This window comes from Nocardioides sp. (assembly GCF_035697785.1).
Classification (GTDB): Bacteria; Actinomycetota; Actinomycetes; order Propionibacteriales; family Nocardioidaceae; genus Nocardioides_B.
The window spans coordinates 25,186-42,710 of record NZ_DASSCL010000123.1 but is presented as its reverse complement, the minus strand read 5'-3'; the positions used below and the strand labels follow the sequence as shown (position 1 = coordinate 42,710).

Here is a 17,525-nt window from a genome sequence, read left to right as displayed (position 1 = left end):
ACCTACCCGCCGGCGGTTCCGGCTACTCGTCGGCGGCGTCGAGGCTCTCGGAGATGACCACGTGCATGATCCGGGCGAGCTGGTCCCGGCTCAGCGGGCCGCCCTGCCTTGCGGCGAGCTCGGCCATCCGGTCCGCGATCTCCGCCTCGCGGTCGGGGTCGCGCCCGGCGTGGCCGGGGACCTCCTTGAGACGTTGCACGACGGCGGTGAGCGTGGCGCGCTCGGCGAGGAGGGCGGCCAGCCGGTCGTCCACGTCGTCGATCCGCCGCCGCAGGCTCGCGACCGGGTCAGCGCCGAGCCAGGCCATCTCCAGGTCGGGCTCGTGCTCCTCGTTGTCGGACCCGTCGGTGCGGCGTACGACGACCAGGCCCTGTCGCCGGTAGAAGTCCTGCGCGCGGGTGTTGGTCTCGAAGACCCAGAGGCCGAAGCCGTCGGGGCGCAGGCCCTTGACCAGGTCGAGCAGCGCCGACCCGATGCCGGCACCGGTCAGGTCGGGGCGGACGTAGAGCGAGTCCAGCCAGGCCGGGTCGACCACGGTGTACCCGACCAGGGAGCCGTCGCGCTCGGCGACCCAGGTCTCCCGCGTCGCCGGCATGGGGATCGTGCGCGGCTCCAGCCCGAGCACCTCGCGGAACCAGTGCCGGCACTCCTCGGGGGTGTGCACGCTGCGCGGCATCGCCGGGTACGCCGCCTCCCGTGCGGACACGAACATCGCGGCCAGCGCCTCCGCGTCGTCGCCGGTGGCCGGCCGCAGGGTCAGGTCGGCGCCGTCAGTGGGCATCGCGGATGGCGTCGAGGGCGCTCTGCAGGTCGGCGGGATACTCGGACTCGTACTCGACGTACTCGCCCTCGTCGGGGTGCTCGAAGCCGAGGCGTACGGCGTGCAGCCACTGCCGCTCCAGCCCGACCCTGGCCGCGAGCTTGGGGTCGGCGCCGTAGGTGAGGTCGCCGACGCAGGGGTGCTTGAGCGCCGCCATGTGCACCCGGATCTGGTGGGTGCGGCCGGTCTCGAGGTGGATCTCGAGCAGGCTCGCGAACCGGTGCGCCTCGAGCGTCTCGTAGTGGGTGACGCTGTGTTTGCCGTCGGCGCGGACCGCGAACTTGTAGTCGTACTTGGGGTTCCGGCCGATGGGTGCGTCGATCGTGCCGCGCAGCGGGTCGGGGTGACCCTGCACGAGGGCGTGGTAGGTCTTGTCCACCGTGCGGGACCGGAAGGCGTTCTTGAGCCGGGAGTAGGCGTACTCCGACTTGGCGATCACCATCACGCCGGAGGTGCCCACGTCGAGCCGCTGCACGATGCCCTGCCGCTCCGCCGCGCCGCTGGTGGCGATCCGGAACCCGGCCGCGACCAGGTGCCCCACCACGGTGGGGCCGGACCACCCGGGGCTGGGGTGCACGGCGACGCCGATCGGCTTGTCGATCACGACCAGCGCGTCGTCGTCGTGGATGATCTTGATGCCCTCGACCATCTCCGGGACGATCGCCACCGGGTCGGCGGTGGGCGGGATCTCGACCTCGAGGACGGCGCCGGCGAGGACCCGCTCGGACTTGGCGACCGAGCGGCCGTCGAGCACCACGTTTCCGGCGGCGACCAGCTCGGCGGCGCGGGACCTGGAGAACCCGAAGATCCGGGCCATCGCGGCGTCAAGGCGCTCGCCGGCGAGCGAGTCGGGCACCGTGACGCTGCGGTGCTCCGGACGGCCCGAGCCCTGCGGGACCGCCGTCACTGCTCGCGGCCCTCCCGGCGGCCGTCGACACGCATCGAGCGCAGCGCCTGGATGATGATGAACGCCGCCGCGACGTTGATGCAGATGTCGGCGACGTTGAAGACCGGGAAGTTGGGCAGCTGGAGGAAGTCGACGACGTGCCCGCGGAGCGGGCTCGGGTCCCTGAACAGCCGGTCGGTCAGGTTGCCCAGGATGCCGGCGAGCAGGAAGCCCAGGCCCAGGGCCCAGCCGGTGCTGCCGAGCCGGCGTACCGTCCAGAGCACCGCCAGCGCCGCGACGATCGCCACGCAGGTCAGGACCAGGGTGTAGGACGTGCCGAGACTGAACGCCGCACCGCTGTTGAAGGTCAGGTAGAAGCCGAACCAGTCACCGATGAGGGGTACGGCGGTGCCGGGCTCGAGCCGCGCCAGGGCCAGCTCCTTGGTGCCCAGGTCGGCGGCGTAGCCGAGAGCCGCCACCAGGGCGAACACCTGCAGCAGACGGGTGCGCCGTCGCCGGTCGGGTGGGCTGGTGGTGGTCGTGTCGTCGCGGGTCAGCGACGCTCCTCGCGCTGCTTGCATGGCAGGCACAGTGTCGCACGCGGGAATGCCATCAACCGCATCTTGCCGATCGGCTGCCCGCAGCTCTCGCAGATGCCGTAGGTGCCGTGCTCGATGCGCGCGAGGGCCTTGTTGGTCTGGCTGAGCATGCCGCGCGCGTTGTTGGCGAGCGTCATCTCGTGGTCTCGCTCGAAGGTGGTGGAGCCCACGTCGGCCTGGTCGTTGCCGGCCCCGTCGCCGGCGTCGCGCATCAGGTCGTGCAGCTCGTGCTCGGCGAGGTTGAGCTCGCTGGCCAGCCGCTCGCGGTCGGCGAGCAGCTCACCGCGGACCTCGTCGAGCTCCTTCTTGGTCCATGGCTTCTCGTCGGCCTTGACGGCCAGCTTCTTGGTGGTCTTGCGCGCCGGGGCGGTCGCCTTCTTGGCCGGCGCCGCCTTCGAGACCGCCTTCTTCGCCGTTGCCTTCTTCGCCGCTACCTTCTTCGCCGTCGCCTGCTTGACCGGGGCCTTCTTCGCGGCCGCCTTCTTGGTCGTCTTCTTGGCGGCAGCCTTCGTCGCCGTGGCCGTCTTGGCCGGCGCCTTCTTGGCGGGGGCCTTCGTGACTGTCGCCTTCTTGGCCGTCGTCTTCTTGGCGGCAGCCTTCTTGGCGGGGGCCTTCTTGGCGGGCGCCTTCGCGGCCTTCTTCGCCGTCGTCTTCGTCGTCGCCTTCTTGGCGGTCTTGGTCGCGGGGGCCTTGGTCGAGGCCTTCTTGGTGGCGGTGGTCTTGGCGGCCGTCGCCTTCTTGCCCTTCTCCTGGGCGCTCCCTGCCGAGCCGCGGGACGTGATCCGTTTCGCGGCCGCCGCGGTCCTACCGGCGATCTTCCGTGCCGTCGCTCGCGCCATGGAACTGGCCCCCTCAAGCCGGTACGCACCCGCGCCGACAGGCGGTGGATACGAAAGTCACGTGTGGCAGCCGCCACACGCGTGCGGCGAGGATAGACCCGTGGTGCGGACCAGACAACCGAGCACGCACACGAATCGGTAACTTTCTGGCGCCTTCGGACTTTGCACTGCCGAAACCGGGATGAGCCGGACCGCCCCCGTCTGGCAGAATCGGAGGTACCGCAAGGCGTGGACGGGACGAGTAGCTCCGAGCACAGCCGGCAGCGACCCGGGGGTGGTGAGAGCCCGGGGGTGTTGTCCGGAGCGAAGATCACCCCGAGCCGCCGGAAGAGCGCCCCGCGAGGGGTGGGTAGAACCGGCAGCGGTACGCAAGAGAGGGCGCCTCAGCAGGACCGGGACGTCAAGGAGGGTGGTACCGCGGAGCGGCTCGACGAGCCGCCTTCGTCCCTTCGGTCGAACGAGTGGCGGCAGACCCGGCCACCCGACGCGAAGGGCGAGCAGTGAGCGACTACACCCCGGTCCCTCCGCAGGTGGACCTCCCGGCGATGGAGCATGACGTGCTCGCGTTCTGGGAGGCCGACAAGACGTTCGAGAGGTCGGTGGACGCGGCCGCCGGCCGGCCCCGCTGGACGTTCTACGAGGGGCCGCCGACCGCGAACGGCATGCCCGGCACCCACCATGTCGAGGCCCGCGTCTTCAAGGACGTGTTCCCGCGGTTCAAGACCATGCAGGGCTACCAGGTCGAGCGGAAGGGTGGCTGGGACTGCCACGGCCTGCCGGTCGAGCTCGCGGTCGAGAAGGAGCTCGGCTTCTCCGGCAAGGGCGACATCGAGGCGTACGGCGTCGCCGAGTTCAACGCCAGGTGCCGAGAGTCCGTGCTCCGGCACGTCGACGCGTTCGCGCAGATGTCGGACCGGATGGGCTTCTGGGTGGACACCGAGGACCCGTACGTGACGATGACCCCCGGCTACGTGCAGTCGGTGTGGTGGGCGCTCAAGCAGATCTACGACAAGGGCCTGCTCGTCGAGGACTACCGGGTGGCGCCGTACTGCCCGCGCTGCGGCACCGGCCTGTCCGACCACGAGCTGGCCCAGGGCTACGAGACCGTCACGGACCCGTCGGTCTACGTCCGCCTCCCGCTGACCACGGGCACATACGCCGGGAAGGCCTCCCTCCTGGTCTGGACGACGACCCCGTGGACGCTGGTGTCCAACACCGCCGTCGCGGCGCACCCGGACGTCGACTACGTGGTCGCGGGCAACGGCGAGGAGACCCTCGTGGTGGCCGAGCCGCTCTTCGCGCAGGTCCTCGGCGACGGCTGGACCGTCGAGGCGACGGTGTCCGGCCGCGACATGGAGCGGTGGGGCTACCAGCGACCGTTCGAGCTCGTCTCGTTCGACGAGCCGGCCCACTTCGTCGTACTCGCCGACTACGTCACCACCGAGGACGGCACCGGGCTGGTGCACCAGTCCCCCGCGTTCGGCGAGGACGACATGAAGGTCTGCAAGGCCTACGGGCTGCCCGTGGTCAACCCGGTGCGAGCCGACGGCCACTTCGAGGACGGCCTCGACCTCGTCGGTGGCCAGTTCTTCAAGCACGCCGACACCGCGCTGGTGAAGGACCTCGACGACCGCGGCCTGATGTTCCTGCACGTCGCCTACGAGCACTCCTACCCGCACTGCTGGCGCTGCCACACCGCGTTGCTCTACTACGCCCAGCCGTCGTGGTACGTCCGCACCACCGCCGTCAAGGAAGCCCTGCTCCGCGAGAACGAGGGGACCAACTGGTTCCCCGACACGATCAAGTGGGGACGCTACGGCGACTGGCTCAACAACAACATCGACTGGGCGCTGTCGCGCAGCCGCTACTGGGGCACACCGCTGCCGATCTGGCGCTGCGCCGAGGACCACCGGACGTGTGTCGGCTCGCTCGCCGAGCTGTCCGAGCTCACCGGCACCGACCAGTCCGGCCTCGACCCGCATCGTCCGTTCGTCGACGAGGTGGTCTTCGACTGCCCGACCTGCGGCGGCGAGGCGAAGCGCGTGCCCGAGGTGATCGACGCCTGGTTCGACAGCGGTTCGATGCCGTTCGCGCAGTGGGGCTACCCGCACGCACCCGGCTCGAAGGAGCGGTTCGAGGAGGCCTACCCGGCCGACTTCATCTGCGAGGCGATCGACCAGACGCGCGGATGGTTCTACACGCTGATGGCGATCGGCACGATCGTGTTCGACCGGTCGTCGTACCGCAACGTCCTGGTCCTGGGCCACATCCTGGCCGAGGACGGCCGCAAGATGTCCAAGCACCTCGGCAACATCCTCGAACCGATGCCGCTGATGGACCAGCACGGCGCGGACGCGGTGCGCTGGTTCATGGCCGCCTCCGGGTCGCCGTGGGCGTCCCGCCGCGTCGGACATGCCTCCATCCAGGAGACCGTGCGCAAGGTCCTGCTGACCTACTGGAACACCGTGGCCTTCCACGTCCTCTACGCGCGCACCGCGAAGTGGACCCCGGGCGACGGTGCGCCGCCCGTCGCCGAGCGGCCGGTGCTCGACCGCTGGGTGCACGCCGAGACGGCGCGGCTGGTCGGCCGGGTCACCGCCGCGCTCGAGGAGTTCGACACCCAGCGCGCCGGCGCGCTGCTTGCGCAGTTCGTCGACGACCTGTCCAACTGGTACGTCCGGCGTTCGCGCCGTCGCTTCTGGGACGGCGACCCCGCCGCGCTCGCCACCCTGCACGACACCCTCGACGTCGTCACCCGGCTGATGGCACCGCTGGTGCCGTTCATCACCGAGCGCGTGTGGCAGGACGTCGTCCGGTCGGTCGACCCGTCGGCGCCGGCGTCGGTGCACCTCGCGCCCTGGCCGTCGTACGACGAGAGTGCGGTCGACGAGCGGCTGTCCGACGGGGTGGCCCTGGCCCGCCGGCTCGTCGAGCTCGGCCGGGCCGCCCGTGCCGACGCGAAGGTGCGCACCCGGCAGCCTCTCCGCCGGGCCCTGGTCGCATCGTCGGCCCACGCCCGGCTCAGCGACGAGCTGCGCGCCGAGGTGGCCGAGGAGCTCAACATCGGCTCGGTGGAACCGCTGTCGTCCGCGGAGGGACTGGTCGACTTCTCCGCCAAGGGCAACTTCCGGGCGCTCGGCAAGCGCTTCGCCAAGCAGACCCCGGTGGTCGCCGCGGCCATCGCCGCCGCCGACGCCTCGGCCCTGGCCGCCACCCTGCACGCCGAGGGCAGGGCCACCGTGAGCGTGGACGGCGAGGAGGTGGAGGTGCTCGCAGACGAGGTGATCGTCTCCGAGCGTCCGCGCGAGGGCTGGTCGGTCGTCAACGAGCAGGGCGAGACCGTGGCCCTCGACCTCGAGCTGACTCCCGAGCTGGTCCGCGCCGGTCTCGCCCGCGAGGTGGTACGGCTGGTCCAGGAGGCCCGCAAGGCCAGCGGCTTCGAGGTCAGCGACCGGATCACTCTTCGCTGGAGCGCGTCGGGTGACACCGCGGCGGCGCTCCGCGAGCACGAGGCGCTGATCCGCGGTGAGGTGCTGGCCACCGAGGTGGAGGAGACCGCCGACCTCGACGGCTCAGCCGTCCGCGACGCGGACCTCGGGCTGGCGTTCACGGTGACCAGGGTCTGACCGGGCGAGGTCGGTCGACCCCCAGAGGGTCGGGCCCGTCGAACCCATTCCCGTTGTGCACAGGGGATTCCGGCTCGCAGATTCTGTCGGCGGTCACCTCTAGGTTGATCGGTATGGAACCGGTGGCAGACGACCTCGAGCGACAGCGCATCGCTGCTGCTTTGGTGTCCAACCACGCCACCCTCGTCGAGGCGGAGTGCCGCGAGCTGGTGTTGGCCGCGCAGTGGGCGGACCTACACCCCTTGTCGTCGGGCACGGTGCTGCCGGGCACCGAACGATGCAAGCGGTACGGCGGGGACGGGACGCCGTTCGCGGGTGAGTTCGCGGCCGCCGAGCTCGGGGTGCTGCTCGGCCGCTCGCACGTCGCCGCGGCCACGTTGATGGCCGACGCCCTCGATGTCCGGCACCGGCTCCCCCAGCTGTGGGCCGCGTTGATGGCCGGCCAAGTCCGGGTCTGGCAGGCCCGGCACGTCGCCTCCCGGACCCGGGCCACCGGCCTGTCACTGGCTCAGGCCCGGCAGGTGGACGCGGCCACGACGCCGTACCTGGCCACGCTGCCGTGGGGCCGGTTCGTCGACCTGCTGGAGGCGCGGATCATCGCCGCCGACCCCGACGCCGCCGAGCAACGCCGGGTGGCCGCGGAGCTGGAGCGGTTCGTGGTCACCGGCCAGTCCAACGAGCACGGCCTGAAGACCCTGGTGGCGAAGGCCACCGCGGGTGAGGTGATCTACCTGGTCGCGATGGTGGACCGGATCGCCGAGATCCTCCTCCAACACGGCGACACCGACCCGGTCGGCGCCCGCCGCTCCAAGGCCCTCGGCATCCTCGCGCACCCGACCCAGGCACTCGCCCTGCTGCGGTCGGCCAGCTCGATGGGCGGTGACCAGGTCTCGACGGGCTCGACCACCGGTAGTGAAGTGCCGCTGCCGCCGGCCATCCTCTACGTGCACGTCTCCCGGGAGTCGATGCAGAACGGGGCCGGGGTGGCGCGGATGGAGGGCGTCGGGCCGATCACGATCGGCCAGGCCTCGGAGTTCCTCCGGCACTCCCGGGTGACCATCCGGCCGGTGATCGACCTCGACCAGGACCGGCCGGTGGACGGCTACGAGGTCCCGGACCGGCTCCGCGAACGGCTCCACCTACGCTCCCCGGCGTCGGCGTTCCCGTACTCATCGGCCACCGGACGACGGATGGACCTCGACCACACCATCCCCTGGGCCGACACCGGGCCGCCCGATCAGACGAGGATCGGGAACCTCGGCAAGCTCACCCGCTACGAACACCGGGTCAAGACCCACGGCAAGGGCTGGCGACACCGACAACCCGAGCCCGGGATCCACCACTGGCGGACACCCACGGGCCACCAGTTCACCGTCGACCACACCGGCACCCGGGTCTCGAAGAGCTCGACCACCGAAGGAACGGGCTCGACCACCGAGTCGGCGTACGAACGTGCCTTCGCGGACCTGGTCGGCGCGTACCGACGCTGACTACTGCGCGAGCCCGGGGAATGTCCACCGACCGTCGAGGATCTCGGGACGCGGGCGGTAGAGGCGGACCAGGTAGTTCCAGCCCTCGGTGATCGGGAGCGAGTTCCGCGTCGGATCGCCGTCCCCGCCGAACCGGACCGTGACGCTGCCGTCGGTGTTGTGGGTGGCGGTGATGCTGTTGACGCTGTACGCGCCGCTCTCGTTGGGCTCGAAGAACCCATCGGCGTTGTAGACCGAGATCGACCAGAACCCGTCGACCGGGACGTCGCCGACGGTGAGCTCGTACTCGCCGACCGGGAGGCCAGGTGACACGCCCACATAGGTGGCCTCGGCGTCGGGGAGGCCACCCCAGCCTGCCGCCGCGCCGATGAGGTGGTGCACCGGGTCGACGTCCTGGGCACGACCGAAGCTGCGCTCGAACGAGGTCATGTCCGCGGCCAGCGCCAGCAGCGCACTCCTGGTGCGGTCGAAGCTCCCGGGGTCGTAGTCGGGCAACTCGAACTGTCTTGCGGCCACGGCGTCGATCTCGAGCCGGTCCTGGACCGCCGCCACGGCCGCCAGGTCGTTCGGGTCCCGGGGGTCGACGAGGGTGCGGGCGGCGATGAGAACGTACGGGCTGCCGAGCTCTTCCACCCTGAGCTGGTGGCGACCAGGGTCGTGGAAGACCCGGTTGATGTAGTGGTGCTCGTTGACCACCATCACCGACAGGTAGCGCTGCCCGGCGTCGGGCACGGTGAGCGTGGCGCCGGCGGAGATGTCGACCACCGCGAAGCTGTAGAGCGTGTCCCGGTTCATCCGGATCACCGGCTGCTCGTCGACGGAGGCGGGCGTCCGGTTGTGCGCGAACCGGTTCACGCCGCCCGCATTGCTCTGCAGGTCGGCGAACATCCGGTGACTCTCGGCGCGGGCGAAGTTGTCGGCGTTGACCTTGAGCTGCGGCATGTCCTCACACTGGTGCTCCGGCGGCGCGGCTGAGATCATCCCGGCCAGGTGAACGGGACTCGCACACCACGGGTCCGGACGCGACGAGGCCGGGCTCCCCGTGAAGGGGGCCCGGCCTCGTCGTAGCTGGGGTGGGTCAGCCGTTGTTGCTGTCGGCGTCGTCGCCGAGCAGCGACTTGAGCCGCTTCGGAGCATGGTCGCTCGTGGTGAGCGAACCGCCGCCCTCGCCACTGTTGTCGAGCGCCTCGAGCTGCTGGGTGAAGTAGGACTTCAGCCGGCTGCGGTACTCGCGCTCGAAGGAACGGAGCGTCTCGACCTCGCCGTTGAGCTTGTCCTTCTCCTTCTCCAGGTCGCCGAAGAGCTGCTGGCGGCGCTCGGCGGTCTCGGAGTCGAGCATCTGCGCGCGGGTGCGGGCATCGGCCTCCAGCCGGTCGGCCTTGACCTTGCTCTCGGCCTCGAGCCGCTCGGCCTTGGTGCGGGCCTCGCCGATGATCTTGTCGGCCTCGTTCTTCGCCTCGCCGACGAGCTCGTCGGCGTTGCGGGTCGCGATCTCGAGCAGGCGGGCGGCGGCGCTGGAGGCGTCGGCGACGGTGGCGACCTTGATGGTCTCCACCGGGGCCGCGGCCGGGGTGGGAGCGGGGGCCGCCTTGACGGGCTCCGGCTCGGGCTCCTTGACCGGGGCCTTCTCCTGCACCGGGGCGGGTGCCGGGGTGGAGGCGCCGCCCTGCTGGGCCGCGGAGAGCTTGCTGCGGAGGTCGTCGTTCTCGCGCGTCAGCCGAGCCAGCTCGGCCTCGACCTCGTCGAGGAACTGGTCGACCTCGCCCATGTCGTAACCCTCACGGAGGCGGACCGGAGTAAAGCGCTTGTTGCTCACGTCCTCAGGCGTCAGCGGCATGACCTCACCCTTACTCGTTGTCGTCAGTTCTGCGTCGGTAGCGGCACGGCCGCGTCTCGCCCACCGTACTCCGAGAAGGCGGAGCGGGGTGTGGCGGGGCGACGACCGGGCAGTCCCGGGAAGCCTACCCGGGGCCGGACTGGTTCGTCACACACAGGCCACGTCGTGGCGAGGCGCGTCCGCGCTGGTCAGGGCCCGGGTGACGGACGGCGCGAGGGCCGGTCAGGCGCTGAGGAAGACCATCCGGTTGAGGATCTGCAAGAGGTACACGACCACCAGCACGATCAGGAAGCTGGTGTCGAGGGCGATGCTGCCGATGCGCAGCGGCGGCACGAACCGGCGCACGAACATGATCGGCGGATCGGTGATCGAGTACACGATCTCCAGGACGAAGAGCACCGGCCCCTTCGGAGTCCAGGAGCGCGCGAAGATCTGGACCCAGTCCACGACCAGGCGGATCAGCATCAGCGCCAGGAAGATGAACAGGATCGTGTCGATGATCGATCCGAGCAGAAACACGTGGAGATCCTATCCAGGCAGATCCAGTGCCCCGCCGACTCGGCCTCGTCGAAAGTCCATCGAGTCCGCACCGAAGGGCCGGGGTGGCCCTGCGCCGCTTGAAAACCTCACGACTGGTTGAAAAAGCCACCCTCGGCGATGCGCTGCTTGTCCTCGGCGGCCACCGACACGTTGGGCGGCGAGAGCAGGAACACCTTGTTGGTGACGCGCTCGATGCTTCCGCGCACGGCGAACACCAGGCCGGCCGAGAAGTCGACGAGACGCTTGGCGTCGGAGTCGTCCATCTCGGAGAGGTTCATGATCACCGGCACGCCCTCGCGGAAGTTCTCGCCGATGGTGCGCGCCTCGTTGTAGGTGCGCGGGTGAAGGGTCGTGATCCGGGACAGCTCGGCCACCACGGAGGCCGGACCCTGCGGACGGCGACGCTCGGACAGGTCGGCCACCGGTGCGGGACGGGCGGGCTCGACGCGGTCGGCGCGGGCCTCACGACGGGCGGGCTGCTCGTCGTACTCGTCGTAGTACTCGTCGTCGTAGCGCTCGGTGTCCTCGAGCAGGCCGAGGTAGACACCCATCTTGCGCATCGCGCTGCCCATGACTCTTTGCCTTCCGGTACGGCACCTCGGCCCCGTCGACCTGGTGCTGCTGGCGTGCTCTGACCCTACCGTTCGGGAGGCCTCGGTCCGAGGACCGCGGAGCCAATCCGAACGTGTGTCGCACCTGTCTTGACGGCGTCCTCGAGGTCGCCGCTCATGCCTGCCGAGACCCAGATCGCGGCAGCGTCCACCCGGCGGACCTCATCGGCCAGCCGGGCGAGTCGTTCGAAGGCCGGGCGGGGGTCCTCACCCAGCGGTGCGACCGCCATCACACCGCGCAGCCGCAGGCCTTCGGCCTCGGCGACCCGCTCCGCGAGCGGCACCACCTCGGCCGGTGCCGCGCCGCCGCGAGCGGTCCCGGCGCCCGCGTCAGGGTCGAGGTTGACCTGCACCAGGCAGTCCACGATGGTGTCGCGCTCGTGCGCGCCCCGGGACAGCCCGGGCAGCAGCTTGGCGCGGTCGACCGACTCGACCACGTCGGCGTAGCCGGCCACGGCCTTCGCCTTGTTGCTCTGCAGGGTGCCCACGAAGTGCCAGCGCAGCCGCAGGTCGGCGCACTCGCGCGCCTTGGCCTCGGCCTCCTGGTGCCGGTTCTCCCCCACGTCCCGGACTCCCAGGTCGGCGAGCAGGTGTACGTCGGACGCCGGGAAGAACTTGGTGATCACCGTGAGCGTGACCTCGTCGGAGGAGCGACCCACCTCGGCACACGCGTCGGCGATCCGGGAGCGTACGTCGGCGAGCCGGGCGGCGACCTCGTCGCGCCGCGCGTCGGTGTAGCCGGGGACGTTCGTCGGGCCGGTCACGGCCGCACCCTCACGACCCCGGCGAGGCGGCCCGACTCGGGGCCCTGCCGGCGGTAGGAGAAGAGGTCGTCGTCCTCCCTGGTGCACCGGCCCACGTCGACCACCTCGACCGGGGCGTCCGACCGGCCGCCCGCGCCTCGCAGCTGCGCCAGGACGCCGGCACCGAGGTCGACGGACGGCGTGCCCCACGACGTCTCGGCGTAGGACTCCGGCACGGAGGCGGCGACCTCAGCACGCATCTCCTCGGGCACCTCGTAGCAGGCACCACACACGTGCGGCCCGACCCACGCGACCAGGCGTCGCGCCCCGAGCTCCCACATGGCCGCCAGCGCCGCGGGCACCACGCCGGCCACCAGTCCCGGTCGCCCGGCGTGCACCGCGCCCGCCACGCCACGGTCGGGGTCGGCGAGCAGCACGGGCACGCAGTCCGCGGCCCGTGCCGCGAGCACGATGCCGGGAACGGCGGTGACCAGGGCGTCGGCCTCCGGCGCCGGCGAGGCGGACTGCTCCTCGACGACGGCCACGGAGGCTCCGTGCACCTGGCGCATCAGCGCCACCGGGGTGTTGGGTGTGCCGGTGAACGCCTCGGCCAGGATCGCCAGGTTGGCGCGCAGGTCCCCGGACCGGTCGCCCAGGTCGAGCGACGCGTACGGACCGCCACTGACTCCTCCGTGGCGGTCCGTGAACGCGACGTCGACGCGTCCGCGCGTGTCCTGGTAGGCGAGCAAGGCCGAGGTCGACTCCCTACTTCAGGAAGTCGGGTACGTCGAGCTCGTCGTCGTCGAACTGCACCGGACGCGGCTGCCGCTGCGGCTGGGCCGGCTGGGCGGGCTGCGCCGTGCGCTCGGGCTGCTGCGCGGCGGCCGGGGCCTGCCGGGTCGGCTGCGGCCGGCTGCCCTCTCCGCCGGCGGGCTCGGACGGGTGAAAGGTGACCTGCGCCGGTGTCGTCGCCCTCGCTGCTCCGGCCTGCGTCGCCGCCGCCCGGGTGTCGGCCTGGCCCTGCTGCGGCAGCGGGTCCCGGCGCAGCACGGTGCCGGAGTCCCGGCGCTTCGGCATGCCGCCGTCGAAGCCGGCCGCGATCACGGTCACCCGCACCTCGTCGCCGAGGGCGTCGTCGATGACCGCACCGAAGATGATGTTGGCCTCGGCGTGCGCGGACTGGGACACCAGGGCGGCCGCCTCGTTGATCTCGAACAGGCCGAGGTCGGAGCCGCCGGCGATCGACAGCAGCACGCCGTGGGCGCCGTCGATGGAGGCCTCGAGAAGCGGGCTGGAGACCGCCATCTCGGCCGCCGCGACCGCACGGTCCTCGCCCCGCGCCGAGCCGATCCCCATCAGCGCCGAGCCGGCGTTGGCCATCACCGACTTGACGTCGGCGAAGTCGAGGTTGATCAGGCCCGGGGTCGTGATCAGGTCGGTGATGCCGGAGACACCCTGCAGCAGCACCTGGTCGGCCTGCTTGAAGGCGTCGAGCACCGACACGCTGCGGTCGCTGATGGACAGCAGCCGGTCGTTGGGGATCACGATGAGGGTGTCGACCTCCTCGCGGAGCTGGGAGATGCCCTCCTCGGCGGAGTTCGCGCGGCGGCGACCCTCGAAGGAGAACGGGCGGGTCACGACGCCGATGGTCAGCGCCCCGAGCGACCGCGCGATCCGAGCCACGACGGGCGCGCCACCGGTGCCGGTGCCGCCACCCTCTCCGGCGGTCACGAACACCATGTCGGCGCCCTTGATGACCTCCTCGATCTCCTCGGCGTGGTCCTCGGCGGCCTTGCCGCCGACCTCCGGGTTGGCCCCGGCGCCGAGTCCGCGGGTGAGCTCGCGGCCGATGTCGAGCTTGACGTCGGCGTCGCTCATGAGGAGGGCCTGGGCGTCGGTGTTGATCGCGATGAACTCGACGCCCTTGAGGCCGACCTCGATCATCCGGTTGACGGCGTTGACTCCACCTCCACCGATACCTACGACCTTGATCACGGCCAGGTAGTTCTGCGGTGCTGCCACGGCAGGTGCCTCTCACTGCTCGGGCTGCCCGACGTCGGGCAGACGGTGTATGTCGGTGGGGAAGTCGCCCGAGGCCTTCAAGAACCCTAACCCTGAAGTAGAGGGTTATAGTTATGTCAACCTCGTGCTTGTTGAAGAAACTAGGTGACCCGAGCACGGGCATCGGGCAAACACGCCGCGCGTCGCGGAAGTTTCTGGGGTTTGCTGCGTCAGCGCCGGATCACGGGCTGGCCGGGCACGCTGACGTCGTACAGCGAGGCGGGCTGGTCGAGCAGGACGGCGAGCACCTTCGCCTTGTCGGCGGTGTCCTCCGCGCTCCCCCAGCGCACCACCTTGCCGTTGCGCAGCCGCAGGGAGATCGTGTCCACGGTGTAGGCGCTGAGGTAGGCCACCCGGCCCGCGAGCCCGTCGGGCAAGGCATCGATGACCAGCGCCGCCTCGGCGAGCGCGTCGGTCTGGGTGTTGGCCCCCATCCGGATCAGCGGGAGGCTCGGCGGGCGGGACGGGTACCTGCGGAAGATCACGCCCTCGTCGTCGACCCCCTGCACCACCCCGTCACGGATGACGACGGCCACGGCGGTGCGCTCGGTGAGGTCGATGCGGACCCGGTCGGGCCAGGACCGGGAGACGTCGGCGTCGAGCACCGGCGTCAGCCGCTCGACCCGGGCCGCCACCGCACCGAGGTCGACAGTGGCCAGCGGCGAGCCCGTGGGGACGGCGGCGACCCGGCGCACCTCGCGCGGGTCGAGCACGCCCGCGCCGGCGATCTGGACCCCCGACACGGCGAGGACCGAGGAGAAGAACACCGTCCAGACCACACCGGCCACCAGGCCGGCGAGGGCGAGCACGGCGAGTACGACGCGCCAGGCGAGCCAGCGACGGGCCCACTGCCGGCGCGCGAACCGCTTGCGCGCCACCTGGATCGTGCGCTCGTCGGGGTCAACGGTCTTCGTCGGCACCTGGTCCCCCTTCGACGTCTGCGGTCTCGCGCTCTGCGAGCAGCTCCAGCACCTCGGGTCCCACGAGGGTCACGTCGCCGGCGCCGAGCGTCAGCACGAGGTCACCCGGACGCGCCCGCTCGACCAGTGCCGCCGGGGTGGCCGACCAGGACGGCACGAAGACGACCCGGTCGTCGGGCAACGGGACGTGCGCGGCCACGAGCTTGCCGTCGACACCGGGCTCGGGGTCCTCGCGGGCGACGTACACGTCCATGACGACGACCTCGTCGGCGGCGCCGAGCGCGCGGCCCATGCCGGCGCCGAAGAGCCGGGTGCGCGAGACCAGGTGCGGCTGGAACGCGACGACGACCCGACCGTCCCCGGCGAGCGCGCGGGCCGCCTGCAGGTCGCCGGTGATCTCGTTGGGGTGGTGGGCGTAGCTGTCGTAGACGCGCACGCCGCCGACCTGGCCCTTGAGCTCCATCCGGCGCCGGGTGCCGGTGAACGCCTCGAGGCCGCGCTTCAGGTCGGCGAACGAGAAGCCCAGCCGGAGGCCGGCGGCGAGGGCGGCGAGGGCGTCGAGGACGTAGTGCCGACCCGGGATCTGCAGGGCGATCTCGCCGAGCCGCCGGCCGCGGTCGATGACCGTGAACGTGGACGTCGACCCCACGAACGTCAGACCCTCGGCGCGCAGGTCGGCCCCCGCCGCCTCCCCCACCGCGACCACGCTCATCCCCTTCGCCCGGGCCTGGTCGACGAGGTCGGCCGCACCGGCATCGTCGGCACAGGCGACCAGGAAGCCGTCGTCGTCGATCCGGTCGAGGAACTGCGTGAACGCCTCGTGGTAGGCCTCCTCGGTCCCCCAGTTGTCGAGGTGGTCGGCCTCGACGTTGGTCACGATGGCGCCGTGCGGGGAGTACACCAGGAACGCCCCGTCGCTCTCGTCGGCCTCCGCGACGAACACGTCGCCACTGCCGTCGTGGGCGTTGGAGCCGGACTCGTTGAGCTCGCCACCGATCGCGAACGACGGGTCGGCGCCGCAGTGCTGGAGTGCCACGGTCAGCAGGGACGTTGTGGTGGTCTTGCCGTGCGTGCCGGCGACCGCGATCACGCGCCGGCCCTGCATCACCGACTCCAGCGCCGCCGAGCGCGGCAGGATCCTCAAGCCCCGCTCGTGCGCCTCCACCACCTCGGGGTTGTCCTCGCGCACCGCGGTGGAGACGACGAGCGTCTCGGCGTCGCGCACCTGGTCGGCGGCGTGGCCGACGTGGCAGCGTGCGCCGAGCGCCCGCAGCGCCTCGAGCGTGCGCGACTCCTTGGCGTCGCTGCCGCTGACCGTGATCCCCCGCGCGAGCATGATCCGGGCGATACCGGAGAGGCCGGCGCCGCCGATGCCGACGAAGTGCACCCGGCCGAGCTGGTCGGCGGGCAGCAGCACCTCGGGGACGGGAACCCTCACCGGGCCGCCTCGACGATCATTTGGGCGAGCCGCTCGTCGGCGTCGCGGGGGATCAGGTCCGCGGCGGCCGAGGACATCTCTTTCAGCCGGTCGTGGTCGGTGGCCAGACCGGGCACGGTGGCGGCGACCCACTCCGGCGTGAGCGCGGCGTCCTGGACGAGCAGCCCACCGCCCGCGTCCACCACGGGGCGGGCGTTGAGCGCCTGCTCGCCGTTGCCGATCGGCAGCGGCACGAAGATCGCCGGCAGGCCGGTCGCGGCCACCTCGGTGACCGTGTTGGCTCCGGCGCGGCACACCACCAGGTCGGCGGCGGCGTAGGCGAGGTCCATCCGGTCGACGTACGGCAGCACGACGTACGGCGGCAGACCGTCGGCACCCGGCTCGCCACCCGCCGGCGTCACCTCGTTGGCCGGGCCGATCACATGCAGCACCTGCACGCCGGCCGCGGCGAGGGCGGGTGCGGAGGCCGAGACGGCCTCGTTGATCCGGCGCGCCCCCTGCGAGCCGCCGGTCACCAGCAGCGTGGGACGGTCGGCGTCGAGCCCGAACGTCCGGCGTGCCTCGGCCCGCGACCCGGCCCGGTCGAGCGTCGAGATCATCCGGCGGATCGGCAGCCCGACGTAGCGGGCGTGCCTGAGCGGCGTGTCCGGGAAGCTGGTGGCGACGTGGGTGGTGAACCGGGCGCCGAGCTTGTTCGCGATGCCGGGCAGCGCGTTTCCCTCGTGCACGACCAGGGGCAGCCTGCGGCGGCGGGCCGCGAAGTACGCCGGCACGGAGACGTAGCCACCGAAGCCCACGACCACGTCCGGCCGGACCCGGTCGACCACCTCGAGGGCGCCCTTGACGGCGCCGCGCAGCCGCGCCGGCACCCGGACCAGGTCGGCGTTGGGCCGGCGCGGCAGCGGCACCGGAGGGATCAGCTCCAGCGGGTACCCGGCCTCCGGCACCACCCGGGTCTCGAGGCCGCGAGGCGTGCCCAGCGCGGTCACCTCCAGGTCCGGATCGAGACGGCGCAGCGCGTCGGCGGTGGCCAGCAGCGGAGACGTGTGCCCCGCGGTGCCCCCGCCGGCGAGAAGTACCTTCATGAATCCTTGCCCTGCTTGTCTGGCTGGAAC

The 17,525-nt window shown here is 71.6% G+C and carries 16 protein-coding genes; 2 read left to right on the top strand and 14 right to left on the bottom strand.

Annotated elements, in window-relative coordinates:
• Positions 1-22: 22 nt before the first annotated feature.
• Genes VFH10_RS13265 through VFH10_RS13250 form a run of 4 tightly spaced genes read right to left on the bottom strand, consistent with a single transcriptional unit; the run spans position 23 to position 3,144 of the window.
• Positions 23-781, bottom strand: coding sequence for a GNAT family N-acetyltransferase (locus VFH10_RS13265; protein WP_325129287.1), 759 nt, complete (start codon positions 779-781; stop codon positions 23-25).
• A complete protein-coding gene (locus VFH10_RS13260) occupies positions 771-1,727 on the bottom strand; it encodes an RluA family pseudouridine synthase (RefSeq protein ID WP_325129285.1) in 957 nt (318 codons plus the stop codon). The genes VFH10_RS13265 and VFH10_RS13260 overlap by 11 nt, the downstream gene beginning before the upstream one ends.
• Positions 1,724-2,287 carry a signal peptidase II gene (gene lspA / locus VFH10_RS13255; protein ID WP_325129283.1) on the bottom strand — a complete coding sequence of 188 codons (564 nt, stop codon included), beginning with the start codon at positions 2,285-2,287 and terminating at the stop codon, positions 1,724-1,726. The genes VFH10_RS13260 and lspA overlap by 4 nt, the downstream gene beginning before the upstream one ends.
• Positions 2,260-3,144 (bottom strand): TraR/DksA family transcriptional regulator, encoded by an 885-nt coding sequence (locus VFH10_RS13250; RefSeq protein WP_325129281.1) that lies wholly within the window; start codon positions 3,142-3,144, stop codon positions 2,260-2,262. Before VFH10_RS13250 ends, lspA begins: the two co-directional genes overlap by 28 nt.
• Positions 3,145-3,644: 500 nt before the next feature.
• Between VFH10_RS13250 and ileS the strand changes: the two genes are divergently transcribed.
• Together ileS and VFH10_RS13240 are read left to right on the top strand one after the other, a co-directional pair.
• Positions 3,645-6,770 (top strand): isoleucine--tRNA ligase, encoded by a 3,126-nt coding sequence (gene ileS / locus VFH10_RS13245; protein WP_325129279.1) that lies wholly within the window; start codon positions 3,645-3,647, stop codon positions 6,768-6,770.
• Between the two features lie 113 nt (positions 6,771-6,883).
• The gene (locus VFH10_RS13240; RefSeq protein WP_325129277.1) at positions 6,884-8,260 is read left to right on the top strand and encodes a DUF222 domain-containing protein; all 1,377 of its coding nucleotides are present in this window, start codon (positions 6,884-6,886) and stop codon (positions 8,258-8,260) included.
• On the opposite strand, the gene VFH10_RS13235 is transcribed toward VFH10_RS13240, so the two are convergent.
• From VFH10_RS13235 to murG, 10 genes are all read right to left on the bottom strand, one after another.
• Positions 8,261-9,202, bottom strand: a complete 942-nt coding sequence (locus VFH10_RS13235) for a DUF1214 domain-containing protein (protein WP_325129276.1) — start codon at positions 9,200-9,202, stop codon at positions 8,261-8,263.
• Positions 9,203-9,338: 136 nt separating this feature from the next.
• Positions 9,339-10,097, bottom strand: a complete 759-nt coding sequence (locus VFH10_RS13230) for a DivIVA domain-containing protein (protein ID WP_325129274.1) — start codon at positions 10,095-10,097, stop codon at positions 9,339-9,341.
• A gap of 222 nt (positions 10,098-10,319) precedes the next feature.
• Positions 10,320-10,616 (bottom strand): YggT family protein, encoded by a 297-nt coding sequence (locus tag VFH10_RS13225; protein ID WP_325129272.1) that lies wholly within the window; start codon positions 10,614-10,616, stop codon positions 10,320-10,322.
• A gap of 107 nt (positions 10,617-10,723) precedes the next feature.
• Entirely contained in the window at positions 10,724-11,209 is a 486-nt protein-coding gene (locus VFH10_RS13220; protein ID WP_325129270.1) for a cell division protein SepF, read from the bottom strand.
• Between the two features lie 65 nt (positions 11,210-11,274).
• Positions 11,275-12,012: a YggS family pyridoxal phosphate-dependent enzyme gene (locus tag VFH10_RS13215; RefSeq protein WP_325129268.1), complete on the bottom strand. Its 738-nt coding sequence runs from the start codon at positions 12,010-12,012 to the stop codon at positions 11,275-11,277.
• Positions 12,009-12,740, bottom strand: a complete 732-nt coding sequence (locus VFH10_RS13210) for a polyphenol oxidase family protein (protein WP_325129266.1) — start codon at positions 12,738-12,740, stop codon at positions 12,009-12,011. The genes VFH10_RS13215 and VFH10_RS13210 overlap by 4 nt, the downstream gene beginning before the upstream one ends.
• 16 nt (positions 12,741-12,756) lie before the next feature.
• The gene (ftsZ, locus tag VFH10_RS13205; RefSeq protein WP_325129264.1) at positions 12,757-14,013 is read right to left on the bottom strand and encodes a cell division protein FtsZ; all 1,257 of its coding nucleotides are present in this window, start codon (positions 14,011-14,013) and stop codon (positions 12,757-12,759) included.
• 209 nt (positions 14,014-14,222) lie between these two features.
• Positions 14,223-14,972: a cell division protein FtsQ/DivIB gene (locus VFH10_RS13200; RefSeq protein WP_325129261.1), complete on the bottom strand. Its 750-nt coding sequence runs from the start codon at positions 14,970-14,972 to the stop codon at positions 14,223-14,225.
• Complete coding sequence (murC, locus tag VFH10_RS13195) at positions 14,953-16,410, bottom strand: UDP-N-acetylmuramate--L-alanine ligase (protein ID WP_325129258.1); 1,458 nt, start codon at positions 16,408-16,410, stop codon at positions 14,953-14,955. Before murC ends, VFH10_RS13200 begins: the two co-directional genes overlap by 20 nt.
• Positions 16,407-17,495, bottom strand: coding sequence for an undecaprenyldiphospho-muramoylpentapeptide beta-N-acetylglucosaminyltransferase (gene murG, locus VFH10_RS13190; RefSeq protein WP_325129256.1), 1,089 nt, complete (start codon positions 17,493-17,495; stop codon positions 16,407-16,409). The genes murC and murG overlap by 4 nt, the downstream gene beginning before the upstream one ends.
• Positions 17,496-17,525: the final 30 nt, after the last annotated feature.